At 66.3% G+C, this 18,540-nt stretch carries 13 protein-coding genes and 3 rRNA genes; 2 read left to right on the forward strand and 14 right to left on the reverse strand.

All coding sequences use genetic code 11. The annotated features are described in order from the left end of the window. Positions 1 to 42: 42 nt before the first annotated feature. The 5 genes from AC1HFH_RS17380 to steA all read right to left on the reverse strand — a co-directional run bounded on the left by AC1HFH_RS17380 (position 43) and on the right by steA (position 5,731). Positions 43 to 999: a site-specific tyrosine recombinase XerD gene (locus tag AC1HFH_RS17380; protein ID WP_480243843.1), complete on the reverse strand. Its 957-nt coding sequence runs from the start codon at positions 997 to 999 to the stop codon at positions 43 to 45. Between the two features lie 21 nt (positions 1,000 to 1,020). After that, the gene (locus tag AC1HFH_RS17385) at positions 1,021 to 1,671 is read right to left on the reverse strand and encodes an NUDIX domain-containing protein (protein ID WP_480243844.1); all 651 of its coding nucleotides are present in this window, start codon (positions 1,669 to 1,671) and stop codon (positions 1,021 to 1,023) included. Positions 1,672 to 1,709: 38 nt separating this feature from the next. Next, positions 1,710 to 3,431: a CTP synthase gene (locus tag AC1HFH_RS17390; RefSeq protein ID WP_480243845.1), complete on the reverse strand. Its 1,722-nt coding sequence runs from the start codon at positions 3,429 to 3,431 to the stop codon at positions 1,710 to 1,712. A gap of 154 nt (positions 3,432 to 3,585) precedes the next feature. Further along, positions 3,586 to 4,515 (reverse strand): copper transporter, encoded by a 930-nt coding sequence (locus tag AC1HFH_RS17395; RefSeq protein ID WP_480243846.1) that lies wholly within the window; start codon positions 4,513 to 4,515, stop codon positions 3,586 to 3,588. Between the two features lie 10 nt (positions 4,516 to 4,525). Next, a complete protein-coding gene (gene steA, locus AC1HFH_RS17400) occupies positions 4,526 to 5,731 on the reverse strand; it encodes a putative cytokinetic ring protein SteA (RefSeq protein WP_480243847.1) in 1,206 nt (401 codons plus the stop codon). 112 nt (positions 5,732 to 5,843) lie between these two features. Here steA and AC1HFH_RS17405 point away from each other — a divergent pair, with 112 nt between their 5' ends. Next, a complete protein-coding gene (locus AC1HFH_RS17405) occupies positions 5,844 to 6,266 on the forward strand; it encodes an SRPBCC family protein (RefSeq protein ID WP_480243848.1) in 423 nt (140 codons plus the stop codon). Here AC1HFH_RS17405 and recN read toward each other — a convergent pair. From recN to AC1HFH_RS17430, 5 genes are read right to left on the reverse strand one after another with little or no spacing between them, the layout of a single operon-like run. Then, positions 6,263 to 8,053, reverse strand: coding sequence for a DNA repair protein RecN (recN, locus tag AC1HFH_RS17410; protein ID WP_480243849.1), 1,791 nt, complete (start codon positions 8,051 to 8,053; stop codon positions 6,263 to 6,265). The genes AC1HFH_RS17405 and recN overlap by 4 nt on opposite strands. Further along, positions 8,031 to 8,981, reverse strand: a complete 951-nt coding sequence (locus tag AC1HFH_RS17415; protein ID WP_480243850.1) for an NAD kinase — start codon at positions 8,979 to 8,981, stop codon at positions 8,031 to 8,033. Before AC1HFH_RS17415 ends, recN begins: the two co-directional genes overlap by 23 nt. Beyond that, positions 8,978 to 9,799 carry a TlyA family RNA methyltransferase gene (locus AC1HFH_RS17420; RefSeq protein WP_480243851.1) on the reverse strand — a complete coding sequence of 274 codons (822 nt, stop codon included), beginning with the start codon at positions 9,797 to 9,799 and terminating at the stop codon, positions 8,978 to 8,980. The genes AC1HFH_RS17415 and AC1HFH_RS17420 overlap by 4 nt, the downstream gene beginning before the upstream one ends. 1 nt (position 9,800) lies before the next feature. Beyond that, positions 9,801 to 10,073: a hypothetical protein gene (locus AC1HFH_RS17425; protein ID WP_480243852.1), complete on the reverse strand. Its 273-nt coding sequence runs from the start codon at positions 10,071 to 10,073 to the stop codon at positions 9,801 to 9,803. Between the two features lie 13 nt (positions 10,074 to 10,086). Further along, positions 10,087 to 10,986, reverse strand: a complete 900-nt coding sequence (locus tag AC1HFH_RS17430; protein WP_480243853.1) for an HAD-IIA family hydrolase — start codon at positions 10,984 to 10,986, stop codon at positions 10,087 to 10,089. Positions 10,987 to 11,199: 213 nt separating this feature from the next. Here AC1HFH_RS17430 and AC1HFH_RS17435 point away from each other — a divergent pair, with 213 nt between their 5' ends. After that, the gene (locus AC1HFH_RS17435; RefSeq protein ID WP_480243854.1) at positions 11,200 to 11,616 is read left to right on the forward strand and encodes a DoxX family protein; all 417 of its coding nucleotides are present in this window, start codon (positions 11,200 to 11,202) and stop codon (positions 11,614 to 11,616) included. A 66-nt stretch (positions 11,617 to 11,682) separates the two neighbouring features. Here AC1HFH_RS17435 and AC1HFH_RS17440 read toward each other — a convergent pair whose 3' ends face one another. The 4 genes from AC1HFH_RS17440 to AC1HFH_RS17455 form a co-directional block, all read right to left on the reverse strand. Continuing rightward, the gene (locus AC1HFH_RS17440; protein ID WP_480243855.1) at positions 11,683 to 13,074 is read right to left on the reverse strand and encodes a tetratricopeptide repeat protein; all 1,392 of its coding nucleotides are present in this window, start codon (positions 13,072 to 13,074) and stop codon (positions 11,683 to 11,685) included. A 168-nt stretch (positions 13,075 to 13,242) separates the two neighbouring features. Then, positions 13,243 to 13,359 (reverse strand): 5S ribosomal RNA (gene rrf / locus AC1HFH_RS17445). 133 nt (positions 13,360 to 13,492) lie between these two features. Then, a 23S ribosomal RNA gene (locus tag AC1HFH_RS17450) occupies positions 13,493 to 16,603 on the reverse strand. A gap of 327 nt (positions 16,604 to 16,930) precedes the next feature. Next, positions 16,931 to 18,449 (reverse strand): 16S ribosomal RNA (locus AC1HFH_RS17455). Together the 16S, 23S and 5S rRNA genes form the textbook arrangement of a ribosomal RNA operon. Between the last annotated feature and the right edge of the window lie 91 nt (positions 18,450 to 18,540).

Here is an 18,540-nt window from a genome sequence, read left to right on the forward strand (position 1 = left end):
CCGCCCGACTCCGTCCGGTACCCGTGGTTCCGCCTGGCGTGTTCACCGTGCCCGGGGATGGGCGGTCGCCCATACCTCCCGGAGGGTACTCACGGTCACCAGCGTATAGATCTGGGTGGTGGTCACCGACGCGTGCCCGAGCAACTCCTGCACCACCCGCACATCCGCACCACCGTCGAGCAGATGGGTGGCGAAGGAATGGCGCAGCGTATGCGGCGAGACATCGGTGCCGATACCGGCTCGACCGGCCGCCGTCTGCAGCACCTGCCAGGCGCTCTGCCGGGACAGCCGGCCGCCCCGGGCGTTCAGGAACAGGGCACCGTTGCCACCGCCGCGGGCCGCCAGCACCGGTCGGCCGCGCACCAGGTACGCGTCGACGGCAGCCAGTGCCGGGCGGCCGATCGGCACCAGCCGCTGTTTACCGCCCTTTCCGTGCAGCACCACGCAGCGTTCGGCGCTGTCCAGATCGTCGACGTCCAGCCCCACGGTCTCCGAGATCCGGGCCCCGGTCGAGTAGAGCAGTTCGAGCATCGCGCGGTCGCGCAGGCCGCGCGGGCCGCCGTCGGCCCCGGCGGGCTGCTCCCCGGTCGCCTCGTCCGGTACCGCCCCGCCGGCCGCTTCCAGCAGGCGCAGCACCTGGTCGTACGGCAGCGCCTTGGGCAGCCGGCGCCCCGGCGCCGGTGGTTTCACGGCATGGGCCACGTCGATCTCGGTCAACCCCTCGGACAGAGCGAAGCGGTGCAGTCCACGCACCGCGATCAGGGCACGGGCCACCGAACCGGGCGCCAGCGGCGGGCGTTCCGGCCCGCCGGTGCGCAGGAACACCGTGAATTCGGCGACATCGTCCCGGGCCACCGCACCGAGTGCGGTGATACCGCGCCCGGCGAGGAAATCCCGGTACCGGGCCAGATCTCGCCGATAGGCCCCGAGGGTGTTGCGCGCCGCGCCGCGCTCGACCGCCAAGTGGTCGAGGTATGCGTCGATCTCCCGGCCCAGCATGCGGCGGCCCGGTTCCGGTTTCTACGCCCCGCCGGGCCGCTGAGCGGCCTGCCGGGCCAGCAAGGCGGTCGGCGCATCCGGCCACGGTGCATCCGCAGGCCGCAACGGCGTCTCCGCCGCCCGGGACGCCGCCAGCGCCAGAATGCCCGAGACCGCGGTCGCATTCACGATCTCCCCGGCCAATGCGGCCCGCACCGCCTCGGGCACCGGCATCCGCACCACCTGCAGATCGGCTTCCTCGTGTTCGGGTTCAGGCCGGTCGGTCACGCTCAGCCCGCGGGCCAGGAACACCCGCAGCGATTCGTCGGTGAAACCGGGCGACAACGCGACATCGACCAGAACCGACCAGTCCCGGGCCGCCAGCCCGGTCTCCTCGGCCAGTTCCCGCCGGGCCGCGGTGAGCGGATCCTCGCCGGGGATGTCGAGCAGCCCGGCGGGCAGCTCGAGCAGCCGAGTACCCAGCGGATGCCGATACTGCCGGATCAGCATCACGTTGTCCGATTCGTCGAGCGCGACCACCGCCACGGCACCGTGATGTTCCACCACTTCACGCCGCGCGACCCGGCCACCGGGCATCACGACCTCGTCCAGCCGCAAGGCCAGAATGGCGCCCTGATAGACGACCTCGCTGGACAAGGTCTCGAACTCGTGCGCCCCGGGGTGTGCGTTCATCGTCTCCCGCCCGTCGTTCCGCCTCCGGCCCACCGCAGTCACCCGCGGTTCGCCTGCTCGGCGAGCTCCTCCTCCGGCAAGTCTACGGGCAGCCGTTCGGCGAGTTTGTATTTCAACGCCGCGGCGATCAGCGCGGCGAACAGCGGATGCGGGCGGGTCGGCCGGCTCTTGAGCTCCGGATGCGCCTGGGTGGCCACCAGGAACGGGTGAACATCGGCGGGGTACTCGACGAATTCCACCAGATGTCCGTCCGGGGAGGTGCCGGAGAACACCAGCCCGCTGCGCGAGATGACATCCCGGTAGGCGTTGTTGACCTCGAACCGGTGCCGGTGCCGTTCCGACACCTCCGCAGTGCCGTAGGCCTGGGCCACCACCGAGCCCTTGTCCAGTACCGCCGGATAGGCGCCCAGCCGCATCGTGCCGCCCAGATCGGCCTCCCCGGCAACGGCCTGCTCCTGGTCGGCCATCGTGGAGATCACCGGATTCGGGGTGTCCGGTTCGAACTCTGCGGAGTTGGCGTCGACGAGCCCGGCCTCGCGGGCCGCCTCGATCACCACACACTGCAGACCCAGGCACAGGCCCAGCAGCGGGATCCCGCGGGTGCGCGCATAGCGGATCGCCCCGAGCTTGCCCTCGATGCCCCGGATCCCGAATCCGCCGGGGATCAGCACCGCGTCCACCGAGCGCAGCGCGGCGGCGGCACCCGCCTCGGTCTCGCACTCGTCCGACGGCACCCACCGGATGTTCACCTTCGTCCGGTGTGCGAACCCGCCGGCCCGCAGCGCCTCGGTCACCGACAGGTACGCATCGGGCAGATCGACGTACTTGCCGACCAGCGCGACCTCGACCGATTCCCGGGGCGAATGCACCCGGTCCAGCAGATCGCCCCACACCGTCCAGTCCACGTCCCGGAACGGCAGGCCGAGCTTGCGCACCACGTACGCATCCAGGCCCTCGCTGTGCAGCACCTTCGGAATGTCGTAGATCGACCGCGCGTCCGGAGTGGAGATGCAGGCCTCGACATCGACGTCGCACATCAGCGCGATCTTGTTCTTCAGTCCCTGCGGGACCTCGCGATCACAGCGCAGGATCAGTGCATCGGGCTGGATGCCGATATTGCGCAGCGCGGCGACCGAATGCTGGGTGGGCTTGGTCTTGAGTTCCCCGGACGGCGCCAGATACGGCACCAGCGACACGTGCAGGAAGAAGACGTTGTCGCGGCCGACATCGTGCCGAATCTGCCGGGCGGCCTCCAGGAACGGCTGCGATTCGATGTCACCGACCGTGCCACCGATCTCGGTGATCACCACATCGGGCGCATAACCCTGCAGGTCCGGCCCGGTCATCGCCATGATCCGGTTCTTGATCTCGTCGGTGATGTGCGGGATCACCTGGACCGTATCGCCGAGATATTCGCCGCGCCGCTCCTTGGCGATCACCGACGAGTACACCTGACCGGTCGTCACGTTGGCGTCCTGGGACAGATCCCGGTCCAGGAACCGCTCGTAGTGCCCGACGTCCAGATCGGTCTCCGCGCCGTCCTCGGTCACGAACACTTCACCGTGCTGGAACGGGTTCATGGTGCCCGGATCGACATTCAGGTACGGGTCCAGCTTCTGCATCGTCACCCGCATCCCCCGCGCGGTCAGCAATTGACCGAGGCTGGAAGCGGTAAGACCCTTACCCAGAGAGGAGGCGACACCACCGCTGACGAAGATGTGCTTGGTGGCGATTCGAGCCTGATTCCGTGTTTGACCCACGGGACTTCACAGTAACACCCGCACCGCCGGGCGTTTGCACCCCACGCCGGTCGGCCACCCGCGCGCCGGACCTGATCAGGGCCGCATACCGGCCGGTTGTGAGCAACGTCGCCGCCGGCGAGCCCGGCGTATGCCCGCACGCCGGTCGCCCGGATCAGCCCGCCGCCGGTGTCAGCGCCACGGCGCCGGCACCGATCCCGTACCGCCCCGAACCACCGTTCAGCTGCTCGCGCAGCCCCAGAACCGTTGCCATCCGGCCGATTTCCCGGTCAACATGGTCGATCGAGGTCACCGCGGCCGCGGGACCGGCATCCGAACGCAGTACCGCGATCGCCCCCGTCCCGCCGTCGCCGGTCGACCGGCCGGCGAGCACGGTGCCTGCGCTCCGGCCGCGCAACGCGACCGCGAAATGTGCGACCGCCGCACCGGCCTCCGGTGCGCCGGCCTCCGCCCCCGTCAGCACGACGGCCAGCTGTGCCGGTGCGGGCGGGTGCGCGAAGTCCAGGAATCCTCCGCCCCGCAGCGTGGTCAACACCAGCTCCCGCTCCTGCGGGGTGCCGCGCGGCGCGTTGTGCACCGGGTCCAGCAGCAGCACCGCACCGAGCAGGTCACCGGCCATGCTGCCCTGGTCGACGGCGCCGGTCTGCAAGCTGACCCCGGCCGGCACCAGATCGGTCAGCATGGTCCGCATCCGGTCACCCGCCATCGGATCGGTGAAGGCCCCGGTCAACGCGACCCGGCCGGTGACCTCGGCGCCGGCGGTGCGCAGCGCGGCAGTCACCGCCTCGGCATCGCCCGGGTCGGCTCCGGGGGCCGTGACGATCAACACACTGCGCTCGGACAGCGCGCCGGCGAGCACCCGCTCCCCGGCGCCCGCCAGAAACCGGTCGGCCGCGCCGAGCTGCGCAGCGAGCTGCGCGTTCTCGGTGGTCAGCGCGTCCACCCGGTCCCGGAGTTCGGTACGATCCGACCGTAGCCCGGTCAGCAGATCCGCGGCTACGGTCTGCGCCCCCAGCACCACCCCGACGGCCAGCGCGAGAAAGACCGCCACGATGGAGACGGCGTGCTGACGCAGTGTGATCATGAGTCTCCTGTCAGTTCCGGAACAGGCCGTGCACCCACAGTGCGAAGCTGTCCCAGGTCTCGACCGCCCAATCGACGGCCCCGCCGCCGCTGCGGGTGGCCAGCAGCACCACGACCACCGCGATCAGTGCGGCCAGCACCACCATCGCCAGTGCCGCCCCCGAGGATCGATGCCGGTACAGGGTGGCCACCGCCCTGGCATCCACCAGCGCCGGACCGACCTTCAACCGGGTCAGGAAGGCCGCCGGGTTGCTGTCGCGCCGGCCCCGGTCGAAGAAGTCCTCCAGCGAGGCCGGTGCCCCGGCCACCACGATCAATGCCGCGCCGTGGTGATCGGCCAGCAGCAGGGCCAGATCGGTCGGTGAGCCGGACGACGGGAAGGTGATCGCCCCGACCCCCAGGTCCTGGATCCGCTCCAGGCCACGGGCGTGCCCGTCGGTATCGGCCGGCAGGATCACCTCGGCGCCGCAGCGCAACGTATCGGTGGTGATCTCCTCCGGGTCGCCCACGATCAGATCCGGGGTGTACTTGCGTTTCACCAGTGTGTCCGCGCCGCGGCCGACACCGATCAGGATCGGCACGTACTCCTTGATGAACGGCTTGAGCCGGTCCAGCTCCGCGTCGTGACCGGGACCGTCCGCGACCACCACCACATGCCGGTTCTTGAGTTCCAGCTCCACCTCCGGCACCCCGATGCCGTCGATGAGCAGGGCACTCTCGGTGCGGATGAACTCCGCCGAATTCCCCGCGAAGGCATCGAGGTGATCGGCGAGCCCGTTGCGGGCCTCGATCATCCGGTCGGCGACGTCCGGTTCGGTGAGTTCGATGCCCTCGACCAGCACCTCCGGCGTCTTCTTGGTCAACTTGTCGAGATACACGATCCCGTCGTCGATCCGAACCCGGGTACCGTCCTTGATCCGCCCGAAAGCATCCTCGGAGACGACATCCAGCAGCACGATGTCGTTCGCAACCAGCACCTCGGGCCCGAGATTCGGATAGCGGCCGGAGATCGACGGCGAGGTGTTGAGCACCGCGACCACGCCCGCGGCCACCAACTGGTCGGCAGTGTGCCGATCCAGATCCGGTTCGTCCAGCACCACCACATCGCCCGGACCGATCCGCCGCAGCAGGCGCCGGGTGTTGCGATCCACCCGGGCGATCCCGGTGACACCGGGCAGCGTTTCGGTGTTCTTCGACAACAACGCCGGCATCCTCATGGGCCGATGATGAGCGCAAACCCGGTATCGATGGCGGAGGCGCGCCGGGCGAGGGTCCGCGGTACCCGTATGCTGCCGGTCACAGAAACTTCGAGCGAGGAGAAGGCACCCCATGGCCCGCAGCACCGTCGAGACCACCTTCGACGCCCCGCGTGATCGCGTCTACCGGCTGTTCGCCGAACGCGAGAGCATCGCCGCGTATCTGCCCATCCAGATCAGCCTGGTCCGGCCGGGGACCACCGAACGCGACGGCGTCGGGGCGCAGCATCTGCTCGGCATCGGGAAGGTCGGCGTCACCGAGGAGATCACCGCGCTGGAGCCGGGCGAGCGTATGGAATACAAGGTCGTCAAGGGCGCGCCGGTGAAACGGCACGTCGGCATCATCACCTTCGCCGATACCTCCGACGGCGGAACCCGGGTCGTCTACACCATGGAGTCCGAACCGTCCCTCCCGGTGCCGGCCAAGGCCCTGGAGTTCGGTCTGCGGCAGCTCACCAACCAGCTGATCGGCGGCGTGCGCAAGGCACTGCGCTAGCCACCCACCCGGGCACCCGAACTCGCGGCCCGCTCCGCGCGGGCCGTTTCGAGCAACTCCTCGGCGTGGGCGCGGCCGGTCTCGGTGTCGTCGAGACCGGCCAGCATCCGAGCCAACTCCACCACTCGCTCGTCCTCGGCCAGCGTGCGGACACCGCTGTCCACCCGGCCCTTTCCGTTGTCGGACTTGTTCACCACCAGATGCGTATCGGCGAATGCCGCCACCTGCGGCAGATGTGTCACCACGATCACCTGATGGGTGCGTGCCAGCCGCGCCAGCCGCTTGCCGATCTCGACCGCCGCCCGGCCCCCGACACCGGCGTCGACTTCGTCGAACACCATGGTGGCGCCGTGATCCGACCCGGCCAGCACCACTTCCAGGGCGAGCATCACCCGGGACAGCTCACCGCCGGAGGCGCTCTTGCTCAGCGGCAGCGACTGGGCACCCGAATGCGCGGCGAGCCGGAACTCCACCTCGTCCACCCCGTCGGCTCCGGCATGCAGTTCGGCACCGTCCACCGTCAGTGGGGCGGTATCCGCGGCACTCGCCACCAGGGGCCGGACCTGTACATCGAGTCGGGCCTTTCCCATCGCCAGACCGCTGAGTTCGGCGCTCACCGCAGTGGCGAGCTTGCCGGCCGCTCTGGTGCGCGCCGCCGTCAGCTTGCGGGCCGCCGCACGCACCCGATCGGCCGCCGCATCCACTTCGGCGGCCAGCTTGCCCAGCGTCTCCTCCGAGACATCCAGGGACGCCAGCCGGTCCCGGGCCTGTTCGGCCCACGCCCGCACCCCGTCGATATCGGGAGCGTACTTGCGGGTCAGGGTTTTCAGTTCGGCCTGCCGGGTCAGCAGCGTATCCAAAGCGCCGGGGTCCGACGGCAATTCGGACAGGTAGCCGCTGAGTTCGGTGGCCAGATCGACCGCGACCGCGATCGCCTCGCCGAGCCGCGGGGCCAGCTCCGCCAGCGCCGGGTCCTCGGCGGAGTCCAGCCGCGCCCGTGCACTGCCGAGCAGGTCCAGCGCGCCTTCCCCATCCCCGGGTGATTCCGCCGCACCGGCGAGCGCGGCATGGGCAGCCGCGGCTGAATCCCGCAGTGAATCCAGGTCGGTGAGCCGGCGGATCTCGGCGACCAGACGTTCGTCCTCGCCGGGTTCCGGTGCGATGGCGTCGATCTCGTTCAGCGAATGCCCGAGCCGGTCGGCCTCCAGCGCCATATCGCGGCTGTGCGCGGTTCGCTCCAGCAGTTCGGTCCGGGCCGCCAGCCAGGCGCTGCGTTGTGCTCGATACTTACGCAGCAGCGGACCGATCGTCTCGGCGGCGAACCGGTCCAGGGCCTGCCGCTGCTGTTCGGGCCGCTGCAACCGCAACTGGTCGTTCTGCCCGTGCACGGTCAGCAGCGATGCCGTGAACTCGGCCAGCACCGCTGCCGGCACGCCCCGGCCACCCAGATGTGCCCGCGACCGACCGTCACCGTTGACGGTGCGCACCGCGATGATGCTGCCGTCCTCGTCGGCGTCGGCTGCCGCCGATTCCAGCACCTCGTGCACGGCGGCGCGGGCCGATTCGTTGACGTCGTCGACGACGAACCGTCCTTCGACAACGGCTTTCCGGGCACCCACGCGCACCCGTCCGGCATCGGCTCGCGCGCCACCGAGCAGATGCAGGCTGGTGACCACCATGGTCTTACCCGCACCCGTCTCACCCGTGAGCACGGTGAGCCCCTGGTGGAACTGGGCGGTCGCGGTCGAGATGACACCCAGTCCGTCAATTCTGATCTCTGTCAGCACCTGTGTTCTCCGTCCGCCGCCTGCCCCGCCAACCGGTCACCGGCAACTCGAACTTACGTACCATCCGGTCGGCGAACGGGGCCGAATCCAGCCGCACCCACCGCACCGGTTTCGCTCCCCGCACCGCTTCGGCCCGGCCACCCCTCGGTAGCGCCAGGGTTCGCCGGCCGTCCAGGAACACGATGGCATCGTGCCCGGTCGCCACCGATTCCACCGCGATCCGGGATTCGGGGCTGGTCACCAGCGGCCGGGCGAACAGCGCGTGCGCATTGCTCGGGATGACCAGCATCGCCTCCAGTTCGGGCCAGACCACCGGTCCGCCCGCCGAGAAGGCGTAGGCGGTGGATCCGGTCGGGGTGGCGATGAGGATGCCGTCGCACCCGTAGGCCGACACCGGCCGCCCGTCCACCTCGAGCACCACCTCCAGCACGCCCATCCGGGCCGCGTTCTCGATACTGGCCTCGTTGAGCGCCCAGCCGTGCTCGACGACCGCATCGTCGACCCGCACGGTGACATCGATGGTCATCCGGTCCTCGACGCTGTAATCCCGGTGCACCACCTGGGCGAGCGCCTCGTCCAGATGTTCGGCCTCGGCCTCGGTCAGGAAGCCGATCCGGCCGAGATTGATTCCGAGCACCGGAACTCCGGCCGGCCGGCCCAGTTCGGCGGCCCGCAGAAACGTTCCGTCGCCGCCCAGTGCCAGCACCATCTCGCAACCGTCGGCCGCGGCCGGACTGTGCGGAACCACCCGGACCGGGAAGCCCGCGGGCTCGGCGGCGAAGCGGGTGCTGTCGGCCTCGTCGGCCAGCACTCGCAGGCAGATCCCGGCGTCGGCGAAGATCTTCGCCACCCGGTGCGCCGTTTCGATGATCTCGGCCCGGCCCGGATGCGACACCAGCAGGATCTCCCGACCGGCCGGCGCGTTCATTGCGGACCCGCCTCGACGGCCCCGGCCACCAGGCTCGACACCCGCTCGGCGTCGAAGTCGGTACCACCGGTCTTGTGCAGCCAGAGGAAGTACTCGACATTGCCGGACGGGCCGGGCAGCGGGCTGGCCACCACCGCTTCGGTGCGCAGGCCCAGTTCCGCCGCGGCCGCGGCGACACCGCACACCGCCTCGGCCCGCAGCGCCGGATCCCGCACCACGCCGCCGGATCCGACCCGGTCCTTACCGACCTCGAACTGCGGCTTGACCATCGGCAGCAGATCGGCACCGGGCTCGGTGCAGGCGGCCAGCGCGGGCAACACCAGGCCCAGCGAGATGAACGACAGGTCGCCCACCACGAGTTGCACGGTGCCGCCGATCGCGTCCGGGGTGATCCCCCGGACGTTCGTGCGGTCGAACACCTGCACCCGGTCGTCGTTGCGCAGCCGCCAGATCAGCTGACCGTAGCCGACATCGACTGCCACCACTTCACGGGCGTCCCGGGACAGGAGCACGTCGGTGAACCCGCCGGTGGACGCACCGGCGTCCAGACACCGCTTCCCGGCCACGGTCAGCCCCTCCGGCTCGAACGCTGCCAGCGCCCCGAGCAGTTTGTGCGCCCCACGGGAGGCCCAGGAGACCTCGTCGGGCTGTTCGCGTACCAGCAGCGGCGTGCCCGCCGCCACCGCGGTCGCCGGTTTGACCGCCACAGTTCCGTTGATCAGGACGCGACCCGCCCCGATCAGCTCGACCGCATGCTCTCGCGATCGTGCCAATCCGCGGCGTACCAGTTCTGCGTCCACTCGCGCGCGTCTGGCCACCTCAGATCTTGTCCACCGTGGCAAGGGCGTCGACGAGCACCTCGTGCGCCTGTTCCAGGATCCGGGCCCGGCGAGTGATATCCGCGCCGGTTTCGCCCGCTTCGGCCGGCCGGTCCGGGTCCGGCGGCGGGCCGAGTTCGGCCAGCAGCGCGTCGATCTCGGCCCGGATCCGGTGTGGATCGGCCGGCTCCACACGACCTGGACCGCCCGGCAGGTGGGCGCCGGGCAGCGGGATCCCGGAACGGGACGACTCAGCAGGCTTCGGATCAGTCATCGTGCTTCCGAGGCTATCGGATTTCCGAATCGGCCGTAGCCACCCCCGGGGTGCGTACCCCGACGGCACGCCCGGGATACCGACGCACCGCCGCCGGCAACTCGGCCGGCGGGACGAGATCGGGCAGCGGCGGACCGTTCAGGGCGTCCAGCGAATCGGCCACGAAGGTCGGTACCCGGCTCGGTTCCGCGCCTGCCACATCGCCGAGCGTACTGACACCGGTGAGAACCAGCAGCGACGGCAGACCCAGCCCGTTCGCTCCCTCGATGTCGGTGTCGAGCCGGTCGCCGACCACCAGCGCCCGTCGGCTGTCCGCCCGGGCGAGCGCGTCCTCCAGCAACGGCGCGAACGGTTTGCCCGCCACGACGGGTTCCCGGTCGGTCGCGGCGCGCAGGGCGGCGACCATCGCGCCGTTGCCCGGCGCGAGCCCGCGCTCGTTCGGCAGCGTCCGGTCGGTGTTGGCCGCGATCCACAGCGCACCGGCCCGGATCGCATAGGCCGCCTCGGCCAGATCCGGCCACCCGGTCCGGGGGGAATGTCCCTGGACGACCGCCGCAGGATGGACGCCGTCGATACGGCGGATCGGATCCAGGCCGACGGTGCGGACCTCGGCGGCCAGATCATCGGTGCCGACCACCAGCACGGCACTGCCCGGCGGCAGCTGCTCGGCCAGCAGCCGCGCCGCGGCCTGGGCACTGGTCACGACGTCCCGGTCGGTCGCCGGATAGGCGAGTTCGGCCAGGTGCTCCGCCACCTGCGCGGCCCCGCGGGAAGCGTTATTGGTGACGTAGACCAGTCGCTGTTCCCCTGCGGTGAGCGCTTCGGGCCCACCCGCCACCACGTCGGAACCGCGGTACAGCGTCCCGTCCAGGTCGAGCAGCAGCGCATCGTATCGATCGCGTAGCCGGTCCACACCACCCTCACTTCGATCGTCGGTGGATCCGCCGCCCGTCCGGCGTTCCCGTCCCGACCCTACGGGACCCCACCGACAGTCGCCGCCTGCCGGACGACGGCCGACACGCCCGAATGTTTCGAAGTGGCACGGGCCCCCTCGGCGAGGAGGACAATATGTCCCACCGACACCATGTGTGCCGCACCTGTGCGGCCCTACGGAACGGAGATTCCGATGGACGTCATATTTCTCGTCGGGCGAATTCTGCTCGGGCTGATTTTCCTCACTTCCGGAATCGGCCATTTCATGCAGACCGACTACATGGCCGGTTATGCGGATTCCAAGGGCGTTCCGATGGCCAGAGCAGGCGTCCTCGCCTCCGGTGCGCTGGCCCTGCTCGGCGCATTGTCACTGATCCTCGGCGTCTGGATCGACCTCGGTGCACTGTTGCTCATCGTCTTCCTGGTGCCGGTCACCTTCATGATGCACAACTTCTGGGCGGTGCAGGATGCCGAGGGAAAACAGGCCGAGATGATCAATTTCAACAAGAACCTGGGGCTGCTCGGTGCCATGCTGGTGCTGTTCTATTTTGTGAACACCACCCAGGAAGTCCCCCTGGGGATCACCGGCCCCTTGTTCGGCAGTATCTGAGGCGCTGCGGACACGACAACGGCCGCCCCGTTGCCGGGACGGCCGTTGTCGCTCATCTGCGAACCGTTATTGCGCGTCGCCGGTGAGCTCCGCGGCACGTTCCTCGGCATCGGTGTCACCGTCCAGATCTGCCGACGCCGCATTGAAGAACCACTTCCGGCCTTCATCGACGCGGCCGGCGGCGACCAGGGCGTCGGCGTAGGCATAGAAGAGGCGAGCCGCTGCCGGGCCGGTGCGGGCCGGATCCAGATCCGGGGTCTGCAACGTGACCACCGCTTGATCGAACTGACCGAGGTCCATTCGGGCACCGGCCACCACGATTCGCAGCTCGGCGGCCTCATCGCCGCTCAGCAGACGCGCCTCATCGCTGCGACCGAGCTCGATCGCCCGTTCCGGACGGCCGAGGCCGCGCTCGCAATCGGCCATCACGGCCAGCAGACCGGCCCCGCCGGACATCCGGCGTGCGGTACGCAGCTCGGACAGTGCCTCCGCCCATTCGCCGGCGTGATACGCGGTGACCCCGGCGGTCTCCCGGACGACCGCGATCCGGCCGGCCCGATGGCGGGCAGCGCGGGCGTGCGCCAGTGCCAGGCGAGGGTCGTCTTCGAGCAACTCGACGGCCATCAGCAGGTGCCGGGCCACGGTTTCGGCGTTCGACTTGTCCAGGCTCAGCAGGTCCCGACGCACCGAGGCGTCGAGATCGCCGGCCTGCACGTCGTCGGGTAGATCCGGCTCCTCGGGCCGGGACGACCTGCGATCACCCGCCTGCCCGGGGCCCACGGCGCCCTCCCCACCGCGCCGGCGGTCCGGGCCACCGCCCCGTCGCTCCACCGGACCGCTACCACGCCGGTTGTCGTCGCGAGATACCGGACCGGACTCCCGCGGCCGATACCGGTCACCTGTTTCCGATCGCCGGTCGGCGCCACCGGAACCGGGGCCGCCACGTCGGAACCCGCGGTGCTCCCCACTCTCGCCGGACCGGCGATTCCGCTCCCCGCCATGGTCGTCGCCTCGCCGAAAACCGCCGCGACCGGAGTCATCACGGCGACCGCCGCGTTGCGCAGCGTCGCCGCGGCCACGATAGCCACCACCGTGTCCGGCGCCGGAATCCTCGCGACGCCCGGACCTGCGCCGATCATCGCTGCCGCCGGCGTCGTCGCGCCGACCGAAGCCACCGCGATCGCGATCTCCCCGGCGGCGGAAATCACCCCGATCACCCTCGTCGCGCCGCCGGGAACCACCGCGGTCGAAACCACCGGTACTGCGTCGCTCTTCGCTGCGTTCGTCGTCTCGCCGGAAACCACCGCGGGGCCGGTCACCGCCGGCATTGCGCCGGAAACCACCGCTGCGGCCGGTGCTCCGATCCGGGCCGCCGTCTTCGGATGCGCCGCGCCGGTCGAAGCCGCGGGCATCACCGTCCCGGCGGAAAGGCTTCCGTCCGTCGTTGTCTTCCGACACGGCGTTCCTCTCTAGGTTCCGGCGCACCCGCCGGGCGGGGCCGGATGCCCCGTCACCATGAATTCAACCATGAATCCGCGCCGCCGAGCCCGGAGGTGCCGGACCGGGTCGCGGGACCCGAAACGACGATAGGGGACCCAAACCTGGGTCCCCTATCGTGAATGTATGTTCCGGCGGTGTCCTACTCTCCCACACCCTGTCGAGTGCAGTACCATCGGCGCTGGTGACCTTAGCTTCCGGGTTCGGAATGGGACCGGGCGTTTCCCCACCGCTAAAACCGCCGTAACTCTATGAAACTATCCAACAAACCACCACACCCCCCAACGAGGGAGTGTGCCGGACCCGGAACATCCCGGACCCCAGCAATGGTTCGTGTGTTGTTTCAGACACCACACAGTGGACGCGTAACACCTTCATCTTTTATAAGCCCTCGACCTATTAGTACCGGTCACCTACACACATTACTGCGCTTCCAGTTCCGGCCTATCAACCCCATCATCTGTAGGGGGCCTTACCCACTCGAAGGTGGTGAGAAACCTCATCTAGGAACAGGCTTCCCGCTTAGATGCTTTCAGCGGTTATCCCTCCCGAACGTAGCCAACCAGCAATGCACTTGGTAGCACAACTGACACACCAGAGGTTCGTCCGTCCCGGTCCTCTCGTACTAGGGACAGCCTTCCGCAAGTTTCTGACGCGCGCGGCGGATAGAGACCGAACTGTCTCACGACGTTCTAAACCCAGCTCGCGTGCCGCTTTAATGGGCGAACAGCCCAACCCTTGGGACCTACTCCAGCCCCAGGATGCGACGAGCCGACATCGAGGTGCCAAACCATCCCGTCGATATGGACTCTTGGGGAAGATCAGCCTGTTATCCCCGGGGTACCTTTTATCCGTTGAGCGACACCGCTTCCACACGCCGGTGCCGGATCACTAGTCCCGACTTTCGTCCCTGCTCGACCTGTCGGTCTCACAGTCAAGCTCCCTTGTACACTTGCACTCGACACCTGATTGCCAACCAGGCTGAGGGAACCTTTGGGCGCCTCCGTTACCCTTTAGGAGGCAACCGCCCCAGTTAAACTACCCACCAGGCACTGTCCCTGAACCAGATCATGGTCCGAAGTTAGAAGCCCAATACGACCAGAGTGGTATTTCAACGACGACTCCACAAACACTGGCGTGCCCGCTTCACAGTCTCCCACCTATCCTACACAAACCGTACCGAACACCAATACCAAGCTATAGTGAAGGTCCCGGGGTCTTTTCGTCCTGCCGCGCGTAACGAGCATCTTTACTCGTAATGCAATTTCGCCGAGTCTGTGGTCGAGACAGCAGAGAAGTCGTTACGCCATTCGTGCAGGTCGGAACTTACCCGACAAGGAATTTCGCTACCTTAGGATGGTTATAGTTACCACCGCCGTTTACCGGGGCTTAAATTCTCAGCTTCGCAACCCAAAAGGTCGCTAACCGGTCCTCTTAACCTTCCGGCACCGGGCAGGCGTCAGTCCGTATACATCGTCTTACGACTTCGCACGGACCTGTGTTTTTAGTAAACAGTCGCTTCTCTCTGGTCTCTGCGACCCAACCCAGCTCCCCGAGCAAGTCGGTTCACCGGATCGGGCGCCCCTTCTCCCGAAGTTACGGGGCCATTTTGCCGAGTTCCTTGACCACAGTTCTCTCGATCGCCTCGGTATTCTCTACCTGACCACCTGTGTCGGTTTGGGGTACGGGCCGTGTACCAACTCACTAGAGGCTTTTCTCGGCAGCATAGGATCACTGAATTCACCACAACGGCTACGCATCACCTCTCAGGCTCCATGCTGTGCGGATTTACCTACACAACGCCCTACAGGCTTACACCAGTACAACCACTGACTGGCCCAGCTACCTTCCTGCGTCACCCCATCGCTTGACTACTACCACGAGGGTCCCGCGCAGCACTTTTGGGTCTCCCGAAGGAGATCCCGCCAGATTTGGGCGGTTAGCACCATGGATTCACCATTGGGCGCGGATACACGGGTACGGGAATATCAACCCGTTGTCCATCGACTACGCCTGTCGGCCTCGCCTTAGGTCCCGACTCACCCTGGGCGGATTAACCTGCCCCAGGAACCCTTGGTCATCCGGCGGACGAGTTTCTCACTCGTCTTTCGCTACTCATGCCTGCATTCTCACTCCCATAGCCTCCACAGTTGGATCACTCCACCACTTCCACGGCTACAGGACGCTCCCCTACCCACCCCAACCACTGCCCCGAAGGGAATGTATATGTTGGAGTGCCGCGGCTTCGGCGGTGTACTTGAGCCCCGCTACATTGTCGGCGCAGGACCACTTGACCAGTGAGCTATTACGCACTCTTTCAAGGGTGGCTGCTTCTAAGCCAACCTCCTGGTTGTCTCAGCGATCCCACATCCTTTTCCACTTAGTACACGCTTAGGGGCCTTAGCCGGCGATCTGGGCTGTTTCCCTCTCGACTACGAAGCTTATCCCCCGCAGTCTCACTGCCGCACTCTCACTCACCGGCATTCGGAGTTTGGCTGACTTCGGTAAGCTTGTAGGCCCCCTAGGCCATCCAGTAGCTCTACCTCCGGCGAGAAACATGCGACGCTGCACCTAAATGCATTTCGGGGAGAACCAGCTATCACGGAGTTTGATTGGCCTTTCACCCCTACCCACAACTCATCCCCTCAGTTTTCAACCTAAGTGGGTTCGGGCCTCCACAACATCTTACTGCTGCTTCACCCTGGCCATGGGTAGATCACTCCGCTTCGGGTCCATAATGTGCGACTCAACGCCCTCTTCGGACTCGCTTTCGCTACGACTACCCCACACGGGTTAACCTCGCCACACACCGATGACTCGCAGGCTCATTCTTCAAAAGGCACGCCATCACCAAACAAGTCGGCTCTGACGGATTGTAAGCGCACGGTTTCAGGTACTATTTCACTCCCCTCCCGGGGTACTTTTCACCTTTCCCTCACGGTACTAGTCCGCTATCGGTCACCAGGTAGTATTCAGGCTTACCGGGTGGTCCCGGCAGATTCACAGCAGATTCCACGGGCCCGCTGCTACTCGGGCATCACTCACGCCAGCCGCCATGTTTTCAGTTACGGGACTCTCACCCTCTACGGCAGACCTTTCCAGGCCACTTCACCTAACACAACGGTTTCTGACTGACGCTCACCACGGCAGTGATGAGAAGAGCAACCCCACAACCCCACACATGCAACGCCTGCCGGCTATCACACACACATGGTTTAGCCTCATCCGCTTTCGCTCGCCACTACTCACGGAATCACATATTGTTTTCTCTTCCTGTGGGTACTGAGATGTTTCACTTCCCCACGTTCCCTCCACACACCCTATATATTCAGATGCGGGTAACACGACATCACTCGTGCTGGGTTTCCCCATTCGGAAATCCTCGGATCACAGCTCGGTTGACAGCTCCCCGAGGCATATCGCAGCCTCCCACGTCCTTCATCGGCTCCTGGTGCCAAGGCATCCACCGAACGCTCTTAAACACTTACAAAGACAAAGATGCTCGCGTCCACTGTGCAGTTCTCAAACAACACACCCACCAGACCAACACCCTGTCGCCGGCCGGAGCACACACCCCGCGGTACGAACCAGAAAACCTGGCGGATCGTTTCTTGCCTAGAAAGAACGCCTGTTCTTTCAGGACCCAACAGTGTGCCGACTACAATCCCCGAAGACCAGCCACACAGGACCGACCCACACCCGAGGCACATATCAGTGTTCCACCCATGAGCTCCGCAGTCCCACGATCGGAGACTAAACGGCTCTGCCACCACACGCTCCCCGACTCTTCAGGGGGTGGATGGAGAATGCTCCTTAGAAAGGAGGTGATCCAGCCGCACCTTCCGGTACGGCTACCTTGTTACGACTTCGTCCCAATCGCCGATCCCACCTTCGACAGCTCCCTCCCACAAGGGGTTAGGCCACCGGCTTCGGGTGTTACCGACTTTCATGACGTGACGGGCGGTGTGTACAAGGCCCGGGAACGTATTCACCGCAGCGTTGCTGATCTGCGATTACTAGCGACTCCAACTTCACGGGGTCGAGTTGCAGACCCCGATCCGAACTGAGACCGGCTTTAAGGGATTCGCTCCACCTCACGGTATCGCAGCCCTCTGTACCGACCATTGTAGCATGTGTGAAGCCCTGGACATAAGGGGCATGATGACTTGACGTCGTCCCCACCTTCCTCCGAGTTGACCCCGGCAGTCTCTCACGAGTCCCCGCCATAACGCGCTGGCAACATAAGATAAGGGTTGCGCTCGTTGCGGGACTTAACCCAACATCTCACGACACGAGCTGACGACAGCCATGCACCACCTGTACACCGACCACAAGGGAACCGACATCTCTGCCGACGTCCGGTGTATGTCAAACCCAGGTAAGGTTCTTCGCGTTGCATCGAATTAATCCACATGCTCCGCCGCTTGTGCGGGCCCCCGTCAATTCCTTTGAGTTTTAGCCTTGCGGCCGTACTCCCCAGGCGGGGTACTTAATGCGTTAGCTACGGCACGGATCCCGTGGAAGGAAACCCACACCTAGTACCCACCGTTTACGGCGTGGACTACCAGGGTATCTAATCCTGTTCGCTACCCACGCTTTCGCTTCTCAGCGTCAGTTACTTCCCAGAGACCCGCCTTCGCCACCGGTGTTCCTCCTGATATCTGCGCATTTCACCGCTACACCAGGAATTCCAGTCTCCCCTGAAGTACTCAAGTCTGCCCGTATCGACCGCAAGCTCGAAGTTGAGCCCCGAGTTTTCACGATCGACGCGACAAACCGCCTACAAGCTCTTTACGCCCAGTAATTCCGGACAACGCTCGCACCCTACGTATTACCGCGGCTGCTGGCACGTAGTTGGCCGGTGCTTCTTCTACAGGTACCGTCACTCTCGCTTCGTCCCTGTCGAAAGAGGTTTACAACCCGAAGGCCGTCATCCCTCACGCGGCGTCGCTGCATCAGGCTTCCGCCCATTGTGCAATATTCCCCACTGCTGCCTCCCGTAGGAGTCTGGGCCGTGTCTCAGTCCCAGTGTGGCCGGTCGCCCTCTCAGGCCGGCTACCCGTCGTCGCCTTGGTAGGCCATTACCCCACCAACAAGCTGATAGGCCGCGGGCCCATCCCGTACCGATAAATCTTTCCACCAACCCCCATGCGAGAGATGGTCATATCCGGTATTAGACCCAGTTTCCCAGGCTTATCCCAGAGTACAGGGCAGATCACCCACGTGTTACTCACCCGTTCGCCGCTCGTGTACCCCGAAGGGCCTTACCGCTCGACTTGCATGTGTTAAGCACGCCGCCAGCGTTCGTCCTGAGCCAGGATCAAACTCTCCGTTGAAGACTCACAACCACACCCCCAAAAAAGGGGATGCAATCAGATCTAAACTAGAGTCCGAAAACCTAGCAAAACGCCAGCCGGAAATTAGCTG

It is taken from the genome of Nocardia sp. KT25-26 (genome assembly GCF_056627695.1).